At 42.0% G+C, this 25,568-nt stretch carries 16 protein-coding genes; all 16 read left to right on the top strand.

The features are described from left to right. Positions 1 to 97 precede the first annotated feature (97 nt). On the top strand, positions 98 to 1,276 hold the full coding sequence (locus tag FSB73_RS24450) for an ABC transporter permease (RefSeq protein ID WP_225974589.1): 1,179 nt from the start codon (positions 98 to 100) through the stop codon (positions 1,274 to 1,276). Further along, positions 1,273 to 1,683, top strand: a complete 411-nt coding sequence (locus FSB73_RS24445) for a hypothetical protein (RefSeq protein WP_225974588.1) — start codon at positions 1,273 to 1,275, stop codon at positions 1,681 to 1,683. The genes FSB73_RS24450 and FSB73_RS24445 overlap by 4 nt, the downstream gene beginning before the upstream one ends. After that, on the top strand, positions 1,680 to 2,528 hold the full coding sequence (locus tag FSB73_RS24440; protein WP_225974587.1) for an ABC transporter permease: 849 nt from the start codon (positions 1,680 to 1,682) through the stop codon (positions 2,526 to 2,528). The genes FSB73_RS24445 and FSB73_RS24440 overlap by 4 nt, the downstream gene beginning before the upstream one ends. 1,038 nt (positions 2,529 to 3,566) lie before the next feature. Next, the gene (locus FSB73_RS07560) at positions 3,567 to 6,749 is read left to right on the top strand and encodes a GH92 family glycosyl hydrolase (RefSeq protein WP_225974586.1); all 3,183 of its coding nucleotides are present in this window, start codon (positions 3,567 to 3,569) and stop codon (positions 6,747 to 6,749) included. Between the two features lie 430 nt (positions 6,750 to 7,179). After that, entirely contained in the window at positions 7,180 to 10,323 is a 3,144-nt protein-coding gene (locus tag FSB73_RS07555; RefSeq protein ID WP_225974585.1) for a SusC/RagA family TonB-linked outer membrane protein, read from the top strand. A 68-nt stretch (positions 10,324 to 10,391) separates the two neighbouring features. Beyond that, positions 10,392 to 12,308, top strand: a complete 1,917-nt coding sequence (locus FSB73_RS07550; protein WP_146780925.1) for a RagB/SusD family nutrient uptake outer membrane protein — start codon at positions 10,392 to 10,394, stop codon at positions 12,306 to 12,308. A 63-nt stretch (positions 12,309 to 12,371) separates the two neighbouring features. Beyond that, a complete protein-coding gene (locus tag FSB73_RS07545) occupies positions 12,372 to 13,544 on the top strand; it encodes a DUF5000 domain-containing lipoprotein (protein WP_146780924.1) in 1,173 nt (390 codons plus the stop codon). Between the two features lie 48 nt (positions 13,545 to 13,592). Continuing rightward, a complete protein-coding gene (locus tag FSB73_RS26475) occupies positions 13,593 to 13,787 on the top strand; it encodes a DUF4998 domain-containing protein (RefSeq protein ID WP_146780923.1) in 195 nt (64 codons plus the stop codon). Continuing rightward, positions 13,787 to 14,785, top strand: coding sequence for a DUF5000 domain-containing lipoprotein (locus FSB73_RS26470; protein ID WP_146780922.1), 999 nt, complete (start codon positions 13,787 to 13,789; stop codon positions 14,783 to 14,785). The genes FSB73_RS26475 and FSB73_RS26470 overlap by 1 nt, the downstream gene beginning before the upstream one ends. A gap of 108 nt (positions 14,786 to 14,893) precedes the next feature. Continuing rightward, on the top strand, positions 14,894 to 15,997 hold the full coding sequence (gene dinB / locus FSB73_RS07530) for a DNA polymerase IV (RefSeq protein ID WP_225974584.1): 1,104 nt from the start codon (positions 14,894 to 14,896) through the stop codon (positions 15,995 to 15,997). Between the two features lie 180 nt (positions 15,998 to 16,177). Then, positions 16,178 to 17,800 carry a DUF6377 domain-containing protein gene (locus tag FSB73_RS07525; protein WP_146780920.1) on the top strand — a complete coding sequence of 541 codons (1,623 nt, stop codon included), beginning with the start codon at positions 16,178 to 16,180 and terminating at the stop codon, positions 17,798 to 17,800. A 246-nt stretch (positions 17,801 to 18,046) separates the two neighbouring features. Then, positions 18,047 to 18,289: a hypothetical protein gene (locus tag FSB73_RS24425; protein WP_225974583.1), complete on the top strand. Its 243-nt coding sequence runs from the start codon at positions 18,047 to 18,049 to the stop codon at positions 18,287 to 18,289. Further along, positions 18,286 to 19,353, top strand: a complete 1,068-nt coding sequence (locus tag FSB73_RS24420; protein ID WP_262712539.1) for a TonB-dependent receptor plug domain-containing protein — start codon at positions 18,286 to 18,288, stop codon at positions 19,351 to 19,353. Before FSB73_RS24425 ends, FSB73_RS24420 begins: the two co-directional genes overlap by 4 nt. Beyond that, positions 19,350 to 21,263: a SusC/RagA family TonB-linked outer membrane protein gene (locus FSB73_RS24415; RefSeq protein ID WP_262712538.1), complete on the top strand. Its 1,914-nt coding sequence runs from the start codon at positions 19,350 to 19,352 to the stop codon at positions 21,261 to 21,263. The genes FSB73_RS24420 and FSB73_RS24415 overlap by 4 nt, the downstream gene beginning before the upstream one ends. Positions 21,264 to 21,349: 86 nt before the next feature. Beyond that, positions 21,350 to 23,131, top strand: a complete 1,782-nt coding sequence (locus FSB73_RS07515) for a RagB/SusD family nutrient uptake outer membrane protein (protein WP_146780919.1) — start codon at positions 21,350 to 21,352, stop codon at positions 23,129 to 23,131. A 265-nt stretch (positions 23,132 to 23,396) separates the two neighbouring features. Further along, positions 23,397 to 25,514 (top strand): glycoside hydrolase family 97 protein, encoded by a 2,118-nt coding sequence (locus tag FSB73_RS07510; RefSeq protein ID WP_146780918.1) that lies wholly within the window; start codon positions 23,397 to 23,399, stop codon positions 25,512 to 25,514. The last annotated feature ends 54 nt before the right edge of the window (positions 25,515 to 25,568 follow it).

Genomic DNA, 25,568 nt, shown 5'->3' with positions numbered 1-25,568 from the left:
AGAATAGGAGTAGAGAGAGGAGGGGAGGCCTCCCACCCCCTGTCAATATTTAAATATGTAAGGTAATTTGAAAAAAGTATCTGAAAATTAGAACACGATGTTGAAAACTTATCTGAAGACTGCCTGGCGCAGTTTGCTTAAAAATAAAGTCAACTCCTTTATCAATATAACTGGTCTGGCAATCGGCCTTGCTTGTTTTTTGATGATTACTTTATACGTAACCTCCGAATTAAGTTATGACTCGTTTTATCCGAATAAAGATCAGATTTATAGAGTTAACACGGATTTTAAATTTGGGGGTTCCGATATGCATATGGCTCAAACTGCGGATATAATGGGGCCAGCACTTAAAAAGGATTATCCGCAGGTGGAAAACTATACCAGGATCTATAATAATGATGGCGGAAGATTGATTCAAAAAGGAAGAGAATACTTTAATGAGTCAAAGGTCGCCAGTGTTGATTCTACCTTTTTTGATGTTTTTCAGTTGCCGGTCATTGAGGGGGATTTAAACCACGCATTAGATAAGCCAGCCTCTGTGGTGCTGACGGCCAGCACGGCAAAAAGATATTTTGGGACGGTAAACGCGGTTGGCAAGGCCTTGATGGTTAAATCAGGGGATTCTCTTAAACCTTACAACGTTACTGCAGTTATTAAGGATATGCCAGTCAATAGTCATTTTCATTTTGATTTCCTTTTTGATATGCAGGATGTGCATTATAATTGGGGAGCAGCTACCAGCCATAACTTTTATACTTATCTTAAACTTAAAAAAGGCACAGATTATCACGAGCTGGAAAAGCATTTTCCAGATTATATTAAAAATTATGTATTGCCATATGCCGCTCGTTTTATTGATATTAGCAGTATGAGTGCCAGCCAGAAGGCGGATATTTTGACCTATACCTTAATGCCACTGACGGATATTCATCTGCACAGTCATTTAATGATGGAGCTTTCCCCCAGTGGCAATATAGAGTATGTATATATATTTAGTGCTGTGGCTTTGTTTATTCTACTGATGGCCTGCATTAATTTTATTAATCTGACCACCGCCAGATCAGGTGCCCGTGCAAAAGAAGTGGGCGTGCGAAAGGTATTTGGGACTGAGAGAAAGCAACTGATTATGCAATTTTTGGTAGAATCGACCTTAATGGTGGTGGTGGCGATGGTATTTGCGCTTGCCCTCGATTTTTGGTTCTTCCTGGGTTTAATCACCTTTCTGGTAAGCGACTTTCTTTTGCGACTTTATTGTCACCAGGTTTTATTTGTTTGATTATCCTATTGCCATTGGTGGTCGGCGTAATTGCCGGTAGTTATCCTGCTTTTTATCTGTCTGGATTTAAACCTGTACAGGTTTTAAAAGGCAGATTCAACAAAGGAGCAGGATCTGGAAAATTCAGAAATACCCTGGTGGTATTTCAGTTTGCTATTTCCATTGTATTGATTATTGCAACTATCGTGGTCTACAGGCAACTGCATTATATCCAAAATAAGAACATAGGATTTGTAAAAGACCAGGTGCTTGTTATTAAAGAGACGGGTGTTCTGGGTGATCATGCTACGGCCTTTAAACAAGCGTTGCTAAAGATGCCTGAGATTAAAGAAGGTACATTTAGCGGATATTTGCCCGTATCTGATGCTTTCAGGGGGACAATACCTATTCCACTGGCGCAGTTATGACTGGCACTAATGGATTTTCCATGCAAAACTGGAATGTGGATGAGGATTATATCAGTACCCTGGGCATGCAGTTGGTCAAGGGCAGAAATTTCTCCAAAGCATTTGGCAGTGATTCTGCGGCCGTGGTCATCAATGAAGCGGCTGCCAAGTATTTAGGTCAGGGAGATCCTATTGGGAAAAATTTGTATAGTACGGATAGCAAGGGTAACCTGGAGACATATCATGTTATTGGTGTTATTAAAGATTTTAATTATGAATCCTTACACAGTAGTATTGGCCCACTTGGCTTATTTTTAAAATCCAATCCATATACCGCCTCCTTCAAAATTGCGGCTACCTCAGATATTACGGGACTGATTCGTAAAGTCAAGTCGGTTTGGGAGAAATTTGCGCCCGGTATGCCATTTCATTACCGTTTTTTGGATGACTCTTTCAACGATATGTACAAAGCTGAATCCAGAACGGCTGTGACAGCCATCGTATTTTCGGGGCTTGCAATCTTTATTGCCTGTCTGGGCCTTTTTGGTCTGGCCATGTTTGCGGTGGAGCGCAGAACCAAGGAGATTGGGATCAGAAAAGTATTGGGGGCCAGCAGTACCGGAATTGTAGGGTTACTCAGCAAAGAATTTATTATATTAGTTTTGCTGTCATTTTGTATTGCAGCGCCTATTGGATGGTTTTGCATGCATCACTGGCTGGAGCAATTTGTTTACCGAACAGGCATTGCCTGGTGGATTTTTGTTCTTTCAGGTGGAGTAGCCCTATTGATCGCTCTATTAACGATTAGCTTTCAGTCGGTTAAAGCCGCCAGGGCCAACCCTGTCACCGTACTTAAAGCAGAATAAGGATAAAATGGCGTTGAATAGTCCAGTGAATATCCAGTGGATTTGGTAATCAGAAATGCACCGAATTGGTAATTGGTATGTACCAATTTGGAAACTAAAAATGGCCAATTCAGTAAAATGTCATTGACAAGGGCATAATTTCGGTAATCAGGTATGGACCGAATTGGCAATTAATAAGCACCAATTCAGAAAGGAACGAGGGCGCGTTTTATCATATTTAGGTTGTTGATTCATAGCAGAAGCCTAATTTGCCGTTATTTCAATAGTTTTTTTCGAGCACCTTTAAATAAATGCGCATTTGTTGAATAACAATTTTGTTCACCTTTGTTGTTCTTATATTCATAGTGAAATTCTAAGCGCAAAACCTGGTAACCAGCCAGCATTTTAAAGTGGTCTATTCCGCCATTTAAAATTTAAGGAGGGTTTCAATGTAATAATAAACGAAATACAAGGTAAATAAATTATTATAATAGGCAAAATGGTTTCTTTCGCTCGGTTGAACAATAATCACGTAGTTGAATTTGATTGTATTGGTATTTATTGAACTAAGTCTATCTGAATCAGTTATAAAATAATAGTCCCATACCCTAAGGCACAAATCGTCTAAAGCCCAGCCCCAAAGGATGTCCAGTTATTGCGTTGATTTTATTTTTGCTGTTCGATAAAATAATAGTATGTTCGCACATATAAAATATCGCTGTGCTTATTAAAAATGGCAGAATATGATTTTGGGCTATTTAGTGGACTTATTAGCATAGTTGATATTTTCATTGAAAACTAGTATTGTATGAAAACATGATAGTTTAAGATGAATCGGTAGGAAGTAACTGGTTATGTTTTCCGCATCACATATTTACATTGGGCGTTGTCGGAATGGTGAGGTCAAATATGTTCAAACATCCTGACAATTTAAAAGGTTGTATTATATTAAATGAGGCAGATAAAGCCATTTAACAACTGATAAAGTATTTAAAAAAGAGGCCTTTGATTGTTTTTGAATTTCTTGAAAATCATGGGCGACCATATAAATGAATGTACATGAAAAAATGGACCTTAATGTTTGGGGTATGGCTCTTGGGCCTGACAATTGCCTGGGCGCAGCAATCTCCAAAAAAGATCTGGCAAGTTGGAACAATGGATCATTCTGCTAATGAATTTGCACTGGCGCCAAACGGCTTCAAAAATTTTGTGGCCAGTGACTTTGGTTATGAAGATAAATTTTTTGTCGTAAACCGTTCTGTTTTGGACAAGGATTTTCCCTATGTATTACCTGGACCGGCGGATACCTGGGGTGGGACAAATCCTGCCACCGGTTGGCGAACCAATGAACTGAATATTTTATTTCGGTTACAGCAGGTGAATCCTAGCGGCCAATATGTACTGGTGATTGATTTGGCGGATTACGCTAAAAAGTTTCTCCCCGTTATAAAACTCAGTATTAATGGCGTGGATACTACTTTTCAAATAGGTGCAATAGCTGGCGCTATAAAGAAACAAAAAAAAACGGGTAAAAATGAACCGTTTGTTGATTCTATGTCATTAAAAGGCAATAAGCAAGATCGGACCCCTACTGAAATCAGGATACCTATTGCTGGAAGGCTATTGCGTAGTGGCGGCAATTCAATATGCATGACTATAATTGACGGATCCTGGATCATGTTTGATGATATGGCTTTACTAGGTGACAATAAAACGAGCCTGCAAATATCTACGGATGCCTATATAGGTCATGTTAGGTCTGCTGATTATGAGTTTATTTCAGGTGGACAGCGAAGTCAACCCTTATTAATTGAAGCCAAATACCTTTCAGGTAGCCCGGTCATAAAGGTTTTATTGGATGGGGATAAGATTTTTTCTGCCCATATAGATAGTACCAGTTATGATTTTGAATGCCCTATGCCTGCAGTCAAGCATTCACAAAAGAGCCGATATACGATATTAATAGATAATAAGGCGATTGAGACTGGGACTGTTAAGCGGACACCCCAAAAATTACAGACACCGGCGGATTATGTAGATACGAGAATAGGCACGGCGCATTCCAGATGGATGATTGCTCCGGGGCCGTGGATGCCTTTTTCTATGGTAAAGATCAGCCCGGATAACCAAAATGGAGGACGAATGGCTGGTTATGAACCACATTTTGAGACAATCGGGACCTTTAGTCATGTTCATGAATGGACGCTTGGGGGACTTGGCATATTCGCAACAAATGGTCCGTTGAAAACAAAAATCGGCGATGAACAAGATCCAGATAGTGGCTACCGTTCAAGGATTAATAAGCGCACTGAAGAGGCCCCCATCGGCTATTATAAGGCGGATTTACTGGATTATGGTATTAAGGCCGAACTCACCGCGACGACCAGGTGTAGCTTTGAAAGATTTAGTTTCCCAAAGGATAGAGCAGGCGCCAGGATTCTGCTTGATTTTATGATACCTACTGAGACCCGATATAAACTAAAGCAGATAAAATGGCATAAAGTAAGTGATTATAGAATTGAAGGATTTGCCCATCAGCTGGCTGCTCATGTCTGGAGCAGGGACGCGGATCAGGATTACACGCTACATTTTGTTTTGGAATTTGACCAGCCCATTGAAAAGCTGGGGTATTGGGTCGCTGATAGTGTGCATTATGCCAATCAATTAGATGTTGAGGATGCGACAACATCCGGATTATTTGCCACTTTTAATGTAAAACATAATGCTGTGGTTAAAGTACGGCTAGGCATGTCGATGGTCAGTATCGCTAATGCGGCTGAAAACCTGAGACGTGAAATCGAACAACCTTTTGGGTGGGATTTTGAGGCTGTCAGGGCACATCAGGTGGCTACCTGGAATAAGTTATTGGGCAGAGTTAATGTGACTACTTATAATAGAGATGACAAAATCCGCTTTTATAACAGTTTGTACCGGTCAATTTGTAGCCGTAACATATTTAGTGATGCCAATGGACAGTGGCGCGGCACGGATGGACAAGTGCAACAGCTGACAGACGCTGATGACGTCGTAATGGGGTGTGATGCCTTCTGGAATACCTTTTGGAACCTGAACCAGGTCTGGAACTTAATCACCCCTGATTGGAGCAAGCGGTGGATGCATTCCCAGCTGGCGATGTATGATGCCTATGGCTGGTTAGCCAAAGGTCCCGCAGGGCTTAATTATATACCTGTCATGGTGGCTGAACATGAAATACCTTTACTGGTCTCCGCTTATCAGATGGGAATTCGATCGGTGGATGCAGATAAATTGCTACAAGCCGTTGTTAAGATGCAGTCAACACCTGCCAGAAAATTATACAATGGTTTTGTAGGAAACAGGGATTTAACCAGTTATCTAAAGTACCATTATGTGCCTACAGATAAAGGCAGCTTCTCTAATACGATGGAGTATAGTTTTGATGATTGGAATGTAGCCGAACTTGCAAAAACTTTGGGTAAACCTGCTATTGAACATGCATTCAGTGATCGCGCCACCTGGTGGAATAATGCAATAGATGATTCCGGTTACTGTCATATGCGGTCCAGTAGTGGTGAATGGTCAAAGGATTTTGATCCCATGCTTAGTGGGGCTGGCCGGGAGTATGTGGAAGGAAACGGGTGGCAAATGAGCTATTTTGTGCCTCAAAACCCTGAGGCGCTTATTTCCAAAGTGGGAAGAAAACCTTTTATAAATCGGCTCTTGTGGGGGTTTGAGAAGAGCGAACCATGGCGCTATAATGGTCCAAATAAGGCTTATTGGAGTTGTCCTGTCAATCAGGGCAATGAACAAACCATGCATCTGCCTTACTTGTTTAATTTTGCCGGTGCACCCTGGTTAACACAAAAATGGACACGTTCTATATTGAGTAGATACTATGGAAAAGGCATGAGTAATGCTTACCTGGGGGATGAAGACCAGGGGCAGATGAGTGGATGGTTTGTCATGACAGCCATGGGGCTCTTTCAAACAGACGGCGGTGGCAGTGCACATCCACAATATGAAATCGGCAGTCCCTTATTCCCAAAAATTGAAATAGACTTAGGTGGCCGCTTTGGACGGGGACGTAAATTTGTGATTATTGCCAAGAATGCCTCCTATGATAATAAGTATGTGCAAAAAGCTAAGTTGAACGGGCATCCGTTAAATTCATTCCATTTTGATGCCAGTGATGTACTTAAAGGCGGCACCCTTGAATTAGAAATGGGGCCTTTGCCAAATAAAAACTGGGGAATTGCAAAATAAGGTGGTGAACGCAAGCTGCTGTTAAATAAATTTTGAAATTAAAAGTAAAGGTGGAAAAATTAATATGTAAGAATGTATGTACATATATAGTATTGAATGTCTTTATCTTTTGAAATTTTGGGTGCGGCTTATTTAATTATTGGTGCCTGAGTAGTGGTCAGATATTTGGTTTTATTTAAAATTCTTTTAAGAAAAGTTTGGCGAGATGATTAAATCGATATACTTTTATGTCGGAATGTCTGAACATATATTGTCTTTGTCAGAAATTTAATAGAGTTCAAGCCATGCATACAAAAAGAAATTAAGTTGGTTATGGGACTTGTGAGAATCGGTTAAAGTGGTTATTTCTATCTTGAATTAAATGTTCATACATAGGTACATATTTCATTTTATTTATTTAAAAATTAAACCCTCGCTAATGAAAGGATTTATGATTAAACCAATCGCTGCAGTACTGGCACTGATGGTGGTATTTTTGTGTTGTGCACAGCAGACGAGTGCTCAGACCAAGGATATCATTGTCAAAGGGAAAGTAATGAGTGCTGATTCCACTCCGATTGCCGGTGCAACTATTTCTTTGAAAGGTGTCACTAAAATTGGGAAAGGACATGCGCTGGCCGATGAGGCTGGCCGCTTTGAATTGATTGCGCCTCCAGATGGTATCCTCACCATCAGTTTTGTGGGTTATAAGGAACAAACAGTCCCCATTAGTAACCGTACAAATCTTGACATATATATGGTTTTGGACAGTGCTGGCCTGGATGAGGTAGCCGTAGTCGCTTATGGCACCCAGAAAAAGTCCAGTATGGTCAGTTCCATTACAACAGTCAATCCAAAGGAGATCAAGGGCCCCACCAGTAATCTAACGACCATGTTGGCCGGGCGCGTAGCAGGTATGATTGCTTTTCAGCGAAGCGGAGAGCCGGGTCAAGATAATGCGCAGTTTTTCATCAGGGGCATTACCACTTTTGGGAGCGGGAAAGTAAACCCACTTATACTAATTGATGGAATGGAATCCACCGCAACGGATCTTGCTCGGTTGCAACCCGATGATATTGCCGGATTTTCAGTTTTAAAAGATGCTTCTGCTGCCTCTCTTTATGGCGCCAGGGGCGCCAATGGGGTCGTTTTGGTGACGACTAAAAACGGCGTAGGTGGTAAAACAAAATTCAATGTAAGAATGGAGAATTCTATTTCCTCTAATACACAGAATTTTAAAATGGCCGATAATATAACCTATATGCAGCTGGCCAATGAGGCAGTACTTACCAGAAATCCGATTGGCGTATTACCCTATTCCCAAACCAAGATAGATCATACCATTGCAGGGGATAATCCATTGCTTTATCCGAATAATGACTGGATGAAGCTATTGATTCGGGACTATACCGTCAATCAGCGATTTAATGGTAATGCCTCTGGTGGTGGACAGGCGGCGCAATATTATATCTCTGCCACTTATAACCAGGATAATGGCGTACTAAAAACAGATGACAGAAATAATTTCAATAATAACATCAAACTCAGAACCATTGGCGTCAGAACCAATGTTACCGTACGATTGACGCCCACAACCAAAGCCATTGTTAGAACTTCCGGGTTGTTTGATGATTATAATGGCCCAATTGGCGGAGGAGCCAAAATATTTAATGAAGCATTAACCTCAAACCCCGTATTGTTTCCGGCGATATTTCCATCTTCAGATCTGCCCTTGGTCAAACATCCTTTATTTGGGAATGCTGTACTGAGCGGTAAAGATGTGTTTTATAACAATCCATATGCCGCAATGGTGTCAGGGTTCCAGCAATACAATACTTCCACCCTCAATGTACAATTGGAAGTGAATCAAGATCTTAATTTTTTGATCAAGGGTTTGACTGCCCGGGCAATGGCCTATACTCAGCGGTATTCTTACTTTACCTTAAACAGACATTACAACCCTTTTTATTACCAGGCTTTCCCAACTAATACCGATCCGAAAGGATATACCCTGAGCCTGCTTAATGAAGGGTCGGCAACAGAATATTTAAATTACAATGAAGGCGGTAAGACAGTTAATACAACAACCTATGCAGAGGCTGCTTTGAACTATAACCAGACTTTTAATAAAAAGCATGAGGTAAGCGGCATGCTCATTACTATTTTGCGCAATTATCTCAATGGTAATGCAGGTGATTTACAGACATCACTTCCTTTCAGAAATCTGGGGGTTTCCGGTAGATTCACCTATGGATATGATAAACGATATTTGGTGGAGGCCAATTTTGGCTACAACGGATCGGAAAGATTTGCGGCCAAACAACGTTACGGCTTTTTTCCTTCCATAGGTGTTGCCTGGAATGTAAGCAATGAAAATTTCTTTAGCCCCTTACTGGATGTGATCTCTAAACTTAAGTTTAGGGCGACATTTGGACTAGTGGGTAATGATCAGATCGGAGATGATAATGACCGCTTTTTCTATTTGTCTAATGTAAATCTAAACGACGGCGGCAGGGGTGCTTATTTCGGGGATAATTACGGTTATAACCGTCCCGGTGTATCTATTTCCAGGTACGCAAATACAGACATCACCTGGGAAAAAGCTAAAACGACCAACATTGGGATGGATCTGACTCTTTTTAAGAATTTAAATATCGTCGTAGATGCTTATAAGCAACACAGAAGCAATATCCTGATGACAAGGGCTTATATACCAACGACCATGGGGCTGACGGCAAACGTAGATGCTAATGTGGGTGTTGCAGAGGGCAAAGGGATAGATATTTCTATGGATTATAATAAGACCTTTCACCATTCCTGGTTACAGTTGCGTTCCACATTCACTTATGCAGCCAGTAAACTCCTGGTCAATGAAGAACCGGAATATCCGGCCAATATGTGGTATTTATCCAGAGTGGGCCATCCTCTGTCAGAAATTTACGGCCTTATTGCTGAAAGACTCTTTGTGGATGATGAAGAGGTCGCCAATTCTCCTAAGCAAAACTATGGGGAGGTCGCAGGCGGTGACATTAAATACAGAGACCTGAATGGTGATGGGGAGATTACCGATAATGACAGAATTAATGGCCTGGGTTATCCGACCACCCCTGAAATCAATTATGGGTTTGGTGGTTCCTTTGGCTATCATGCCTTTGATTTTAGCGTATTCTTTCAAGGCTCAGCCAGATCTTCTTTTATGATTGATGCTAAGGCGATCACGCCTTTTGTGCTGGATGGTAACGATCAGCATGGCCTCTTAAAAGTGATTGCCGATGATCATTGGTCTGAGGATAACCGCAACGTTTATGCCTTTTGGCCCAGACTCAGTCCTGCGGTTAGTAACAACAATACTCGTGCCTCTTCCTGGTGGCTTAGAAACGGTGCATTTCTACGCCTGAAAACTGCAGAGATTGGCTATACGTTACCAGCAAAGACCTTAAAGCGTTGGGGACTCGATGGACTCCGCGTATATGCCAATGGCAGCAATCTGTTTCTTATCAGTGGATTTAAGCTCTGGGATCCGGAACAGGGTGGAAATGGATTGGGCTATCCTATACAGCGTGTCTATAATATCGGTTTTAATATTTCGCTGTAAGTCCTTTAATAATATTCATTCACTATCAACTCGTAAAAATGAAGTCGATTTTAAATATAAAGCATCAGATGCAAAATTGTAAACGCTGGTCTTTGAGCATAGTGGTATGCCTGCTAATCAGCCTATTATTAACCAGGTGTACGAAAGATTATTTGGATGTCGTTCCGGATAACGTGGCCACTATTGATCATGCTTTTGCCAATAGAAATGAGGCGGAGAAATTTTTATTCACTTGTTACTCTTATTTACCCGAAGAGGGTCATCCCGATATGAACCCGGCGATCAGTGGGGGAGACGAAGCATGGACTTACTGGCCAATGACACAGGACTATTTTTCACTAGACCCATATAATATTGCCAGAAATGAGCAAAATAAGAACAGCCCTTATATGAATTACTGGGATGGGTTTGATGGTCGTTCCATGTGGCAGGGTATTCGCACCTGTAATATTTTCCTGGAAAATGTGGATCGTGTACCTGATTTAGAGCCTTATCAGAAAATCAGATGGGTGGACGAGGTAAAATTCTTGAAGGCATATTTCCATTGGTATCTTTTCAGGATGTATGGCCCCATTCCTATTATGGATAAGAACTTGCCCATTACGGCTAGCCCTGCAGAAGTAAAAGTTTATAGACAACCGGTAGATTCTGTTGTCAATTATATCGTTTCCTTAATTGATTCCTCTGTTAAAGAGGAGCAAGGTGGTGGATTACCCCTTAAGATCAATAGTGGTGTAACAGAGCTTGGGCGCATAACCAAAGTAGCTGCCCTGTCGATAAAAGCGCGTGTATTGGTTACTGCGGCTAGTCCCTTATTTAATGGCAATAAAGATTTTGCCTCATTGAAAAACAATGACGGAACGGTGCTATTCAATCAGAATTATGAACAGGCTAAGTGGGTTAGGGCAGAGGCTGCCTGCAAAGAGGCGCTTGACGCGGCTGATGAGGCGGGCGTCGTACTCTATCATTTTGATAATAGCCTGACAAGTGCAGATTCACTGCTGCAAATTGAAATGAGTATTCGCAATTCTATTTGTGAGAAGTGGAATAGTGAACTCATTTGGGGAAGTACCTCTGGTGGCAATCCAACTAAATGGATGCAACTTTATGCCTGTCCGCAGTTTGATCCCAATAATATTACACTGGATTTAAAAGGTAAATTAGCACCGCCTTTAAAGATGGCCGAGCTTTTCTATACTAAAAATGGCGTGCCGATTGATGAGGATAAAGACTGGGATTATGCGGGTCGTTATAAACTTAAATCGACCAGTGCCGGTAGTGATTATCTGCAACCCAATTACGAGACTGTATCCTTGCATTTTGATAGAGAGCCTCGCTTCTATGCAGATATAGCTTTTGATGGCTCACGCTGGTATATGAAAAACGGCATGTTTAACATACAAAGTAAGATTGGCCAATACTCCGGGAAAAAACAAAGTCGGTTGTATTCTATTACCGGTTATTATAATAAAAAAGTGGTTAATTGGAATATGGTGGTCAGTGCGACTTCAGGCGCTTCCTATGAGTCCTACCCTTGGCCAATCATGCGTTTGTCGGACTTGTATTTACTCTATGCAGAATCGCTATGTGAGAATAATAAGTTGACAGAGGCGCTGCCCTACTTAAACGCGATTCGCGCTAGAGCCGGACTGCCTACTGTTGAAGATTCCTGGACGAACCACTCCAAATTCCCGGATAAGTATAAAAATCAAACAGGGTTAAGAGATATAATTCATCATGAAAGAGGAATTGAGATGGCCTTTGAAGGAAGCCGTTTCTGGGATCTGCGACGTTGGAAAACGGCTTCCAAAGAACTCAACAGTGCCATTTATGGTTGGGACATTGTCCAGGAAAGTTATGAGGACTATAATAACCGGGTGTTGTTATTTAATCAAAAGTTTATCGCACCCAGGGATTATTTCTGGCCTATCAAGGAATATGATATCCAGATAAATCCGAACCTGGTTCAAAATCTTGGCTGGTAGCCGGACTGGCGATGAATGAATTTTTAAATAATGAATATTAATTACTTGTAAAATATTTTAGGTATGAAAAAATTGATTTTCCTTTTCACCGTCATATTGCTGGTGCAAATAGGATGTAAAAAGGATACCATAGACAGATCCATGCAAAAAGACGGTCAGCCACCTGCCGCTGTGCAGGTAGAAAAGGTTGTTCCTCTAAGTGGTGCGGTTGAAATTCATTTTAAAGAGCCCACTGACGATGATTTGCTGTGTGTGAAGGCTTCATACACAACCAAAGATGGCAAACTGCGCGAAACAAAGGTCAGTCGGTTTATTAACACAATAAAGGTGGAAGGTTTTGGAGATACCAGTACTTATAAAGTACAGTTACAGGCTGAGGATAAGGGTGGCAATCTTTCTGATCCCACAGAAATAACAGTCAGGCCCGGTCAGCCGGCCATTACCACTGTTATGAAAGATTTAGTGATCCAACCAGATTTTGGTGGTGTAAATATACAATTCAATAATACGGATAAAGATAATCTGGCCATTGTACTACTCGCACATGATACATTAGGTGACTTTGTGCCGATCAATACTTATTATACTGACCTGAAAATGGGCGATTTTAGTACGCATGGCATGAAAGCGGAAAAAACCCAGATTGGCGTATATGTTCGCGACCGGTGGGGGAATATTTCTGATACATTGATTACAGATGTCTTACCTCTTTATGAAGTGCAGCTGGACAGAACCAAGATGAAAGGAGTGGTATTGCCAAATGATGCGCCTTTGGGTTATGGCGGAGATATTAAGTATTTGTTTGATGGCAGCGCGGCCAATAACGGGAAAAGTTATTACCATTCAGGGGACGCGGCAACCATGCCCCAATGGTTTACTTTTGATATGGGCGTAACCGCCAAACTCAGCAGGTTGGTTTGGTTTATGCGGCAGGACTTTTTCTACACACTGCATAATCCAAGGAATGTAGAGATTTGGGGTAGCAACAACCCTTCATCAGATGGCAGTTTTGATAGCTGGATTCTTTTAGCCAAACATGAGCAGATAAAACCGTCTGGATTACCTGCCGGTGAACTTTCGCAGGCGGATATGGATGCTGCGGCAGCAGGGGAAACGATTAATTTTCCACTCGATGCGCCCAAAGTTCGTTATATCCGTTTTAAGACTACCAGAAACTGGTCGGATGGAACCTATGTTAATTTCAATGAAATTCAACTTTTTGGGGATCCAAATTAATGGTGTACGCTGCTAAAACCAATCTATTAAATAGTCAAAATTAGAAAAATGAAAAGCTTTGCTGTTTTATTAACGATATGTACTTTGGGGCTTATCTGCCTTTATAGCTCTTGTCAAAAGGATGATTACCGTGATTTTACGAAAGGAGGGGAAATTACCTACTCCTCCAGATTGGATACGGTGATGGTGGCTCCGGGCAAAGAGCGCTTGCAATTAACCCTGGTCAAAAAGACGATCCTTTAATGGATTTTGTCCGGATCTATTGGCATAGTGGCAATGATTCTATGGATGTCAGTGTCGATCAATTTAAAGGGGATACCCTGGTTGTGCATATCAGTCCTTTGGAGGATGGTAATTATAATTTTAAAGTATACACCTACGATACAAAAGGACATGGCTCTGTTGCCTTTGATGCTTATGGCGAGGTGTATGGAGAAGGGTATGCCAATTCACTCACGGCCAGAACAATAAAATCTTCTGAAGTTCAGGATGATCCTAAGGGCCTTAAAATTTACTTTGGTCACGCATCCGTTGGGGAAATTTCCACGCAATTCAAGTTCTTAAATAAGTTGGGGGATTCTGTAATGGTAAATGTCAGTCCGGACTCTAATAATGTTTTACTGACTGATTATAAACCCAACACCAGTTATGTATATCAATCTTTATTTAAACCTGAAAGTAATTTTATCGATACTTTTTATACCGCAGTCGTAAAGGTAGATTTTCCATTGGCAGAAGTTCAGGTGGATGATTCAAGATTGAGTATTTTGGAGTTACCTACGGATAAAAAAGATGCACATAATTGGAAAATGGCTTATTTGTGGGACGGAAATTATGGAACACCAGGCATGGCAACCGCAGATGGTACCGACCAGTGGTTTACCATTGATCTTGGCGCCCAGACCGACCTTACCCGTATGAAAATGTGGCAAGCATCTGATAGGCTGTACAATAAGGAAAATGTTAAAAGCTTTGAGGTCTATGGTAGTAATGATCCTAATCCAGACGGCTCCTGGGATAGTTGGCACCTGATATTGGAAGCAGAAAGCTATAAACCTTCCGGCCTGCCGGTAGGGCAGAACACGGATGAGGATGTTACCTATGCCAAAAGTGGTGAAAATTTCAACTTCCCTAAAGGAACAGCGCCTTATCGGTATTTGAGGATCAAAATGCTGGAAAGCTGGGGACATTCTACTTTTATGACCATCGGAGAACTGGCATTTTGGGAAAAGGCGCAGTAATAAAGCATGGATAAATTGAGGTAAGTTTTTACATATTCTGGATAATCCCGTACTTTGAAGCAGCAATTTGTCTGTGATTAGCATACAAGCAACAATTTAATGGCTTCAATGGTACCCATACAGCGCAAAATTATCCATATAGACATGGATGCCTTTTATGCATCGGTGGAACAACGGGATTTTCCAGAACTCAGGGGAAAGCCACTGGTGGTGGGCGGATCCCCTGAAGGTAGAGGCGGTGTGGTAGCCACCGCCTCTTATGAGGCCAGAAAATTTGGGATTCATTCGGCTATGCCTTCAAAAACTGCCTTAAAATTGTGCCCGGATGTAATCTTTGTCTACCCTCGATTTGACGTATATAAGGCCGTTTCCAGAAAACTGCATGAGATCTTCCATCGTTACACGGATATTATTGAACCGTTGTCCCTGGATGAAGCCTATTTGGATGTTACAAAAGATAAGCGTGGGATTGGATTTGCGATAGATATTGCCCGGGAAATCAAAAAGGCCGTCCGGGAGGAATTACAATTGACGGCCTCTGCTGGAGTTTCTATCAGCAAGTTTGTCGCCAAAATTGCCTCAGATCTGGAAAAACCAGATGGACTGACTTTTATTGGCCCCTCCAGAATTGAAGCCTTTATGGAAGGGCTTAAAGTTGAGAAATTTTATGGCGTGGGCAAGGTGACAGCGGCCAAAATGAAGTCCATGGGGATATTTACCGGTGCTGATCTGAAAAAATATGAAGAGGCTGAACTCGTCAGGCTTTTTGGCAAAGTCGGCCGGTTCTATTATCATATTGTCAGGGGTATTGATAACCGCCCGGTGCAACCTTACAGAGAAACCAAGTCTATAAGTGTGGAGGATACCTATCAACAGGATCTTACCACAAAAGAGGCCATGCTGGAGGAGCTGATGATATTGGCAGCAAGATTGATCAGTCGCCTTGAAAATCATGGGTTAAAAGGCCGGACCCTTACTTTAAAATTTAAATTTCATGATTTTACCCTTATTACCCGCAGTAGATCAGTAGCTGGCTTGATAGAGAATGAACAGGCTTTGATACAACTGGCAAGACAAATTCTAGACAATACAGAGCTGACAGATAAAAAAGTCCGCCTTTTAGGGATCGGGGTCTCAAATTTTAATGTGCCGCAATCTCCTGAAGATGGGCCGGGGGAAAATACAGGTCCAAGGCAACTGAGGTTGTTTTAGAGGGCTACAACCTATTTTGATTAATTGAAACGGAAATTTTCAGTTTGGGAATAGGTTGCTTTTTCTTGATATGGGTTTGTTACTCAATGTATTTACTTTTCCAGTGTACTTGGGATTTAAAAGTGTAGCGAAATAGAAATTCTGCTTACATTTGTTAAATTGTTTTAATAAAGTTCCATAATGCGCTTTTACCGAAATTTTATTTGCTGTTCCATTGCCCTTTGCTTTATTGCGCTGTTGTGTGTTCCAAAAAGTGCGCGGGCCCAAAGTCATCTCAGGCCACTTTTTGACAGCCTGAATCAAACAATAGCAGCCGCTGCCAATTATGACTCTATCAAAGTCAGAGAAATTGATTCTATAAGAATAAGTACGGGCAGTCAAAGCGCGCTTTTTGATAAATACCTTAAATTGTACAGTGCTTTTAGGACTTACAATTATGATTCTGCATATAGCTATGCACAATTGCTGCTGAAGGAAGCCCGGGCGGAAAATAATGACTCTCTTTATGTTTTGGCACAATTAAAACAAGGGTTTATTTTGGTTTCTTCCGGGATGTTTAAAGAGGCCTTTGATTCCTTAAGTGTGTTGCAAGGCGCCAATTTATTGCCTGCTTTCAGGGCAGAGTATTATACGTTGCTTGCCAGGTGTTATTATGATATTGCAGATTTTGACAATGATAAGTATCATTCTCCTGCCTATAATGCCCTTGGCGGTAGGTACCTGGATTCAGCCATGGTTTATTATGACAAGGCCCGTTTTGAATATAAATATTACGGCGGACTGAAGGCCATCAGAAGGGGCCAAAAACAAAAGGCACTTAAATTTTTTAATGGGCTGATGGCTCAAAAAGACTTAACACCCCACCAGTTAGCACTTACGGCCTCTACCCTCTGTGATCTTTATATCCATGGAAAAGATAAGGAAGAGGCAATTTATCTGCTATTGCGCGCAGCCATTGCTGATATTGTGTCCTCTACCAAGGAAACGACTGCCCTTTTTAACCTTTCTACCTTATTATATAAAAGAAATGATATTGCTCATGCGTCCCTTTATATTAAAAAAGCGATGAATGATGCGGTGTTCTATGGTGCCAAACAACGGAAGGTTCAACTCAGTTCTATTCTCTCTCTGATTGAAAGTCAACGCGTGGCCAATGTGGAAAATCAAAAAAGGAATGCGATCTTATATGGGGTAATAGCCACCTTACTCTTGCTTTTGTTTGCCGGATTGATCCTTATAATACTCAGGCAAATGCGCAAATTGAAAAAAGCTGAAAAGACCATCAGTAAAGCGCATTTACATTTACAGGACAGCAATGCCAGGCTGGAGGAAGCCAATAAGATCAAAGAGGGATACTTAGGTTATTTCTTTAATGGGAATTCTGAGGTTTACGCCAAGGTGGAAAAATTTAAAAAGAGTATAGAAAGACGGGTACGTGATGGCAAATTCTCAGAAATTGCCATTTTGATCAATCAATTTAATCTAAAGGAAGATAAACACGAACTGCTGGATAATTTTGACCGGATTTTCTTAAAACTGTTCCCACATTTTCTGGAGCAGTACAACGCTTTATTTACACCAGACTGTCAGATAAACCTGGGGGAGAAGGCATCACTTCCTACCGAAGTTCGGATTTTTGCGCTGATCCGATTAGGGATCCATGACAACGAAAAGATTGCTTCCATTCTGGGATATTCCGTCCATACCATTAACACTTACAAGACAAAAGTAAAAAACAAATCTGTGGTCTCCAACGAACAATTTGAGCAAAAAATCATGGCAATAAAATCTGTTCAGCGTTAAAACAGTTAAATATTTTTAGATTTCTTTATCAAATTGTATTATATATAGATAAATAATATACGTTTTTAAATATTTATATATCAGGTGGTTATATTTTTTAAAACAACCGTATGTTAATATAATTGTTATAGTTCGATTATAATATTTGCCGACGCTCAGTTAGTATTGTTTCTTTGGTTCATCAAAATTCACTAGGAATTCGAGGTAGTATTATCTATTATTTACCCTTTTAAATTGATGAAACAAATGAGAGAGATTTTAACAAATTCGTCTTTTGCGGCGCTTGCTCCCGAATTAAAAAAAGAAGAATTTCTCCAACGAACCCGCTTTTGGAAAATAAGCGGGTCGGTGTGGATCATGGCCCTATTGATGTTATTTTCGACGGGCAGTTATGGTCAAAACGGCTCCATTAAAGGTAAAGTCACCGACGGTGAGGGCCTCCCCTTGGTGGCGCTTCCATTGCCTGGCAAAATGCAGCCAGTGGCGTGAGTACGGATAAAGACGGAACTTTTACACTTCAAAGAGTGTCAGGGAGCGATACCTTAGTCGTGTCTTATATCGGATATGCCTCCCAGTTAGTAGCCACCAATGGACAGGGCTTTATTATTATTCGCCTAAAACCAGTAGAGGATGTGCAGAGCGATATCGTAGTCGTGGGTTATGGTACCCAAAGAAGAAAGGACCTTACAGGGTCTGTTTCTTCTGTCAACGGCAAGGATTTGAAAGACCTGCCTACTACTAGTATTACTTCCGCCATCCAGGGGCGCGCTCCTGGTGTTGAAGTAATCAACAGCTCTGGAGAGCCCGGTGCTACGCCAACGATTATTATCAGGGGGTTGTCTTCTTTGCATCAGCCAAACCCGCTTTATATTGTAGACGGGGTCAGGCAATCACCGGAGAACATCAATGTACAGGACATTGCTACCATTGATGTATTGAAAGATGCCAGTGCGGCAGCCATTTATGGCGCCGCCGCCGCAGGCGGGGTAATCGTCATTACGACCAAAAAAGGGAGTGGATTAAATAAAAAGCCGGATATTAATTTCAGTACACGCTATGGGGTGACCAGACCTAAAGCTATTCATCTGCTGGATAGGGAAGGCTATATTAAAATGCAAAATATCATCAATCCCAATATTTTTGCCGGAGCCGACCAAACAGATACCTTACCTAATACCGACTGGACAGATGTGATTTATAGAAATGGTATTGAGCAAAATTATAATTTATCTATTTCTGGTGCATCCCCCGTGGTTAATTATTTATTTTCCGGTTTCTACAATAATCAAAAAGGCATTTTTATCCGCAATTATTCAAATATTGGCGGCGCCAGGGTAAATACGGACTATAAATTGGGACGGTTTATTAAAATTGGGGAACAAATGGCTGTTTCTCAAAGAAAAGGTATGCCAGTCAATCCACTGATGCCGCAGCTTTTTAATGCACCTTTCAGAACGTTGCCCATTATTGCAAAATATAATGCAGACGGCCAATATGGATCCGTACCCCAGGATATGGTATCAGTTTTGGAGGGCCGAACCCCTATGGAATGATCCAGTCCTCCAATATCCAGAATACACAAAATAATTTTCAGGGGAATGTCTATGCAGAGGTTAAATTGCCACTGAACCTTAGTTTTAGGACGACCTGGGGCTATACCTACTACAGTGAAACCCAAAATTATTTTCAGGATAACCAGTATTTTGGTCCCAGCTCTCCTGCCACTAACTCCTTGAATAAATATAATATTCAATCCACGCAGACCCTTGACAACTTTGTGTTGACTTATGATAAGACACTCGGAAAGCACCACATTAATGCAATGGCAGGTTTTGAACAGATAAACTCGTCGTTTAATAATATCAATGCTGGCGAAAGCTCCATTGGACTTCCTGGTTTTTCTTTTGTCAAAACTTCCGCTTCTGTGGAGTCCGTCTCCGGATCTTACGATCCACAGGGGTTAATCAAGTCATATTTTGGCCGCATCAATTATAATTTTGATGACCGGTATTATCTATCTGGTTCGATTCGTCAGGATGCTAACTTTACTGTATTTGGCCCGGAAAAACAAAAGGGCGTATTTGGTTCGGTTTCCGCTGGTTGGAATATCAGCGATGAAGCCTTTTTCAAGCCTTTATTACCCGTGATTAATCAACTGAAATTAAGGGGTAGTTATGGCTCTCTGGGCAATAGTAATATCCCTCCCTATCTGTTTTTGGCTACTTATAGTCAGTTTCAGGGGACAAGTGGTGCAGCCAATGGTGGGCAGAACTTTACGCCAGATGGACCGCTTTTTGTGGCCAACTCCATTAATATGTTACCCAATCCCAGCCTGCACTGGGAAAGCATCTATGAAACCAATATCGGCTTAGACGCCAGCGCATTAAATGACCATCTTTATTTTACGGCAGAATGGTATAACCGTAAAACCAAAGATATGCTGTATGCATTGCCGCTGCCATTTAGTTCAGGATTTGTTACTTACTTCACCAATATCGGTGAAGTGCAGAGTAAAGGTTTTGATCTCCTTTTGGGCTATAAGGATCAGGCAGGTAAATTGGGTTATGATATCAGCTTAAACGCAGGTTTCAATAACAATAAGGTCTTGAATTTGGGGGGCATCACCAATGATGCGATTTATGATGGGCGCAATTACTACAATAACCTGGATCCAAGTGGCTTTAACATGATGGGGACCAATAATATTACCATTACCAAAAAAGGCTTACCCTTTGGTTCCTTCTATGGATTTAAATCCGAGGGGCTCTTTAAGACAGATCAGGACGCTGCCGGTCAAAAGGTAAACGGTGTTCAATCGCACGCAGGCGATCTGATATTCCAGGATCTGGATGGCGATGGCAATATTACAGCAGCTGATAGACAGGTCATCGGCAATCCTAATCCAAAACTCGTCTATGGTATCAATATTCGCCTGAATTATCAGGGTTTTGATGTGGCCATGCTTTTTAATGGTGTTCAGGGCGTAGATCTGTTTAATGGGGTGAAAGCCTATGAACAGTTCCCGTTTGCCGACGGAAATACCACCAGTCAGATATTTGGCAGTTCCTTTTTTGGGGATAATGGCCTGACCAGCCAGCCAAGGGTTTTGGACCCAGATGGCACGCTCAATGCCAGCAACCCCAATTACAATACGGTCAACAGTTATTTTGTGGAAAACGGCAGTTATCTCAAACTAAAAAACCTGCAAATTGGCTACACTTTTTCCAATAGACTGCTGCAGCAAATCTCCATTAAGAGCGCCAGGTTATTTGTGATGGGCAATAACCTGTTTACCATTACGAACTATTCAGGGCTGGATCCTGAACTGGGTAGTTCTTATTCTACCAATACGGCTTCTGGCATTGTCGGAACCAATGTAGGGGTGACCACGCGTGGCGTGGACGCGGTCGAACAGTACCCGCAAACCCGGATTTATACGGTTGGCCTGGATATCAATTTCTAATCATTAAACTTACTCAATATGAACAAAATATTTTTTCAATCCTTTTGGCAGCATGTCTGATAAGCGGGTGTAAAAAGGATCCTGCCATGGTTGGGCCAACAGATAAGTATTCTACAGCCAGCTATCCAAAAAGCTTTGATGATTTAAATAGTGCGGTCACTGCCTGTTATTCCAATCTCAGGGATCAGTATTTATATGGATTTGATTTTTTGCCTAAAGTCATGGCCAATGCGACGCACGTATCGGATGCCGCCTATACGGATCCCGATTGGGTGGGATTTAGCAATCCCATGGCGATTAATCCTTCCAATGGATTTGTCACTGGCGCCTGGCAGGCACTTTTTGCCGGTGTTAAAAACTGTAATGTCGCCCTTTCTGCTGCAGATTTTTATGAATCCAATTACGCCGCTCCAGCAGAGAAAACGCAAATTGACTATGTCAGAGGACAGGCCTATTTTCTCAGGGCCTATTATTACTTTATGCTGGAAAATCTATTTGGGGAAGATTATGTGCCCAGCCCTACTGCCACCGATACACTTGGCGTGCCTATTTTCTCCGGTATTCCTGCGACTTACCAGGATGCACAGCAACCCCGTAGTTCCATTACGGCCGTCTGGAATCTTATAGAAAGTGACCTGCAAAAGGCCGCAGATTTACTTAAAGGTCAGGTATGGCCTGCCAGTGATCAGGCCCGGGCAACCGAGTGGGCCGCTAAGGCATTATTAGGCAAGGCCTATGTATTTAGAAAAGAATATGCAAAGGCCGCGCCTGTTTTGAAAGATGTGATCGATAACAGTGGTAAATCACTGATGCCTTATAAAAACTATCGGAATTCTTTTATAGGAATTGATATCAATGGCAATTCTGTAGATGAATTTAATTCAGAATCATTATTTGAACTCAATGTAGATCAGAATGCCATGGGTGGATACGGCGTATTCAGTGGGGTGGCCAATGCCACCACCATTAATGGCCTGATATGGCCGCCCTATGCACTAGGTGAAGACGGTACAGAAGCGACTTCTCAGCCACTTGGCTATGGCGGCAATGATGGATTCCATGATAAAAATGTATTGCGCTTTGGGTTTAATCTGGGCACATATAATTTGGTTAATAATCTAGATTTTGACGCGTCAAAGCCTGCCAGTTATAGCAATCCCAAAATGGTGATGGATCCTGTCTATAAACAAAAATCGCTGGCAGCACGGACCAATCACACGGTGGATCCAAGGCTATATGTCGTGGCCATGCAACCCTGGTTGGATTCTGTCCGCCTGAAAGATAAAAATGGAGTACTCGCCTGGCATCCCGTGGCAAGACCTGGTTATCTGCAAGGAGATCCTAATTTTGCTGAAGAATATGGCTGGAGCTTCCGCAAATATGCCCCTATCTACAATACAATGGATGCGGTAGGAGATGCAGATGCTTGTAATATTTATCTGCTGCGGCTGGCAGACGTTTATCTGTTATTTGCAGAGGCTAGTATGCATAATGGGGATAATGCAACCGCCTTGAACTACCTGAATAAAATCAGACGCAGAGCCTACGGACTAGATCCGAATATGACCTCGGCACTGGATTACAAGAGTCTGACAGATGCGACGCCTGCAGCGGTTTCAAACGATCCTGTTTTGGGGCACAATCCTTTGTATTATGAGAGATGGGCAGAGTTATTTAATGAAGGACAGTGGTGGTTTGATATGTGCCGCTGGCATCTGGGCGCTTCTGAAGCGGCTTATTATGGCAAAGTCCGCACCGTCAAAGGTGATTTGCAGTGGGACGATAAATCCTATGCATGGCCGATACCGCTGGCAGAGATTAACTCAAATCCAAAAATTACCACAGCCGATCAAAATCCAGGATATTAAGGTGTCTTTTTATAATAGGCCTTTTGTCGGGCCTTTCGTTAGACCTTTATTCGACGCTTTAAACCAATCAACATGAATATAAATAAGCGCTTCTTATAAAAAAGGAGCGCTTATTAAAACCGTTGGTTGGAATATTTGATGTCATAACCGGTGGCCTGGCTGGTGGTGTAACAGGCGTGGCAATCATCACCTTTTAATCTGTCTTTTGTTCTTAATCCGCTATAATGACAGGCACAGGAGTTTTATTAACGTACAAAATGTAATTATGGATTTTACAATACAACGAAGACTTGTTCTTTTGCTTTTTATGATAGGTAGTCTTTCCATTACTCAGGCACAAAAAGTAGATTCAATTGCCATGGGGCATATGGCTTTATTTTTTAGCCTGTCTGATTCAGCCAGACCACAATATCAGGTGTTCTATAAAGGGAAGGAGGCCATACGCAACGCTGGACTTGGATTTCAACTGGAAGACGACCCTGCTTTTTATAAAGACTTTGAGGTAACGGGCATAGAGAAGACGTCTTTTGATAGCATTTGGCATCCAGTCTGGGGGCAGGAAAGCGCCATCAGGGATCATTACAGACAGATGACGGTGCATCTTAGAGAACTTAAGTCTCCCAGCCGGTTGTTGGACGTTATTTTCCGGGTCTTTCCAGACGGCGTCGCCTTCCGGTACTATTTTCCTAAACAGCCCGGGCTACGGTATTTTGTGGTCCGGCGCGAGTTAACGGAGTTTCATATGACGGGCGATGACATGGCTTTTTGGATTCCTGGAGATTATGATACCAATGAATATTTATATACCCAGTCCAGGTTGAGTCAGGTAGATAATAAAAAAATGGTGGACAGCTCCACGGCCATTGCCGTCAGGGTGGCTCCGGACCGATATGCGGTGCAAACGCCCCTTATGTTAAAAACGGATCAGGGCTTATATATTAATATACACGAGGCAAGCCTGGTGAATTATCCGGCCATGCAGCTGCATGTTGATCGCAAAGATTTTGTGTTGTCTTCCAGGCTGGTGCCGGACGCGGTGGGCAATAAGGCCTATTTGCAGGCGCCGGAAAAAACGCCCTGGCGCACCATTATTATCAGTGATCAGGCGACAGATATTCTGGCCTCCAGGATGATTCTGAACCTGAATGAACCAAATGTTATAAAAAACACCTCCTGGATTCATCCAATGAAGTTCGTTGGTGTATGGTGGGCCATGCAGACAGGCAAGAAAACCTGGAGCTTTTCTGATTATCCGGACAGTACCGATGGTAAGGGACAGCTGATTCCCAATTATCGCCACGGTGCCAATACGAAAAACGTTGAAAAATATATTGATTTTGCAGCTAAGTATGGAATAGACGGCGTATTGGTAGAAGGTTGGAACCAGGGCTGGGAGGACTGGTTTGGTCACTGGAAGGAAAATGTCTTTGATTTTGTGACGCCCTATCCCGATTTTGACATTAAGGAAATAACAGATTATGCAAATTCAAAAGGCGTTAAAATGATTATGCATAACGAAACTTCAGGGTCTGCCACCAATTATGAAAGGCAAATGGATACGGCTTTCCAGTTGATGCGCAGATTTGGTTACAAAGCAGTCAAAACAGGATATGTGGGGAAAATTATTCCAAGAGGAGAGCACCATGACGGCCAGTGGATGGTGAATCATTATGCGAGGGTGGCACGTATGGCCGCTAAATATCATATCATGGTAGATGCCCATGAGCCGGTGCGCCCTACCGGGCAACAGCGGACTTATCCAAACTGGCTGGCCAGTGAGGCCGCCAGAGGCAATGAATACAACGCTTTCAGCAAAGGCAATCCGCCTGCCCATGAAACGATTTTACCCTTTACAAGACTTATGGGCGGCCCTATGGATTATACACCCGGTATTTTTAAAATCAAATACTATAGCAGTGACAGTACAAAACAGGTGCATACGACCCTGGCCAAACAATTGGCGCTTTATATAACCATCTATAGCCCCCTGCAAATGGCAGCTGATCTTCCCGAAAACTATGAAGCGCATTTGGATGCTTTTCAATTTATCCGGGATGTACCGGTTGACTGGTCGGCTACCCGGGTTCTGCAGGCAGAACCTGGACAGTATATTACCATTGCCCGCAAGGATAAACACAGCAGTGATTGGTATTTGGGGGCGATTACCAATGAAAATGCCCGGCAAACATCGATCAATTTATCTTTTTTAGATCCGGACAAAACATATCAGGCAGCTATCTATGAGGACGGCAAAGCGGCAGATTGGAAAATGAACCCCGAGTCCTATAGAATCCGCCATATAAACGTGAATCAACACAGCTTACTGCAATTAAAAATGGCAAAAGGTGGGGGCGTGGCCATACGATTTAAACAACTTGATTAATTTAACATGGCACTATTCATTAAAATTCTTTCTTTGAGACACCGTTATTTTTGG

The sequence above is a fragment of the Arachidicoccus ginsenosidivorans genome, from assembly GCF_007971385.1.
Taxonomy (GTDB): Bacteria; Bacteroidota; Bacteroidia; order Chitinophagales; family Chitinophagaceae; genus Arachidicoccus; species Arachidicoccus ginsenosidivorans.
The sequence above is the reverse complement of the archived record's forward strand: the minus strand, read 5'-3'. Positions and strand labels throughout refer to the sequence as shown.

Coding starts and splice junctions, on each gene's coding strand:
- FSB73_RS24415 (WP_262712538.1), top strand. CDS start 19,350: ATGATCCAGTCCTCCAATATCCAGAATACACAAAATAATTTTCAGGGG.
- FSB73_RS07550 (WP_146780925.1), top strand. CDS start 10,392: ATGCAAAATTGTAAACGCTGGTCTTTGAGCATAGTGGTATGCCTGCTA.
- FSB73_RS26475 (WP_146780923.1), top strand. CDS start 13,593: ATGAAAAGCTTTGCTGTTTTATTAACGATATGTACTTTGGGGCTTATC.
- FSB73_RS07560 (WP_225974586.1), top strand. CDS start 3,567: ATGAAAAAATGGACCTTAATGTTTGGGGTATGGCTCTTGGGCCTGACA.
- dinB (WP_225974584.1), top strand. CDS start 14,894: ATGGTACCCATACAGCGCAAAATTATCCATATAGACATGGATGCCTTT.
- FSB73_RS07510 (WP_146780918.1), top strand. CDS start 23,397: ATGGATTTTACAATACAACGAAGACTTGTTCTTTTGCTTTTTATGATA.
- FSB73_RS24450 (WP_225974589.1), top strand. CDS start 98: ATGTTGAAAACTTATCTGAAGACTGCCTGGCGCAGTTTGCTTAAAAAT.
- FSB73_RS24440 (WP_225974587.1), top strand. CDS start 1,680: ATGACTGGCACTAATGGATTTTCCATGCAAAACTGGAATGTGGATGAG.
- FSB73_RS07525 (WP_146780920.1), top strand. CDS start 16,178: ATGCGCTTTTACCGAAATTTTATTTGCTGTTCCATTGCCCTTTGCTTT.
- FSB73_RS07515 (WP_146780919.1), top strand. CDS start 21,350: ATGGTTGGGCCAACAGATAAGTATTCTACAGCCAGCTATCCAAAAAGC.
- FSB73_RS24425 (WP_225974583.1), top strand. CDS start 18,047: ATGAGAGAGATTTTAACAAATTCGTCTTTTGCGGCGCTTGCTCCCGAA.
- FSB73_RS07555 (WP_225974585.1), top strand. CDS start 7,180: ATGATTAAACCAATCGCTGCAGTACTGGCACTGATGGTGGTATTTTTG.
- FSB73_RS26470 (WP_146780922.1), top strand. CDS start 13,787: ATGGATTTTGTCCGGATCTATTGGCATAGTGGCAATGATTCTATGGAT.
- FSB73_RS07545 (WP_146780924.1), top strand. CDS start 12,372: ATGAAAAAATTGATTTTCCTTTTCACCGTCATATTGCTGGTGCAAATA.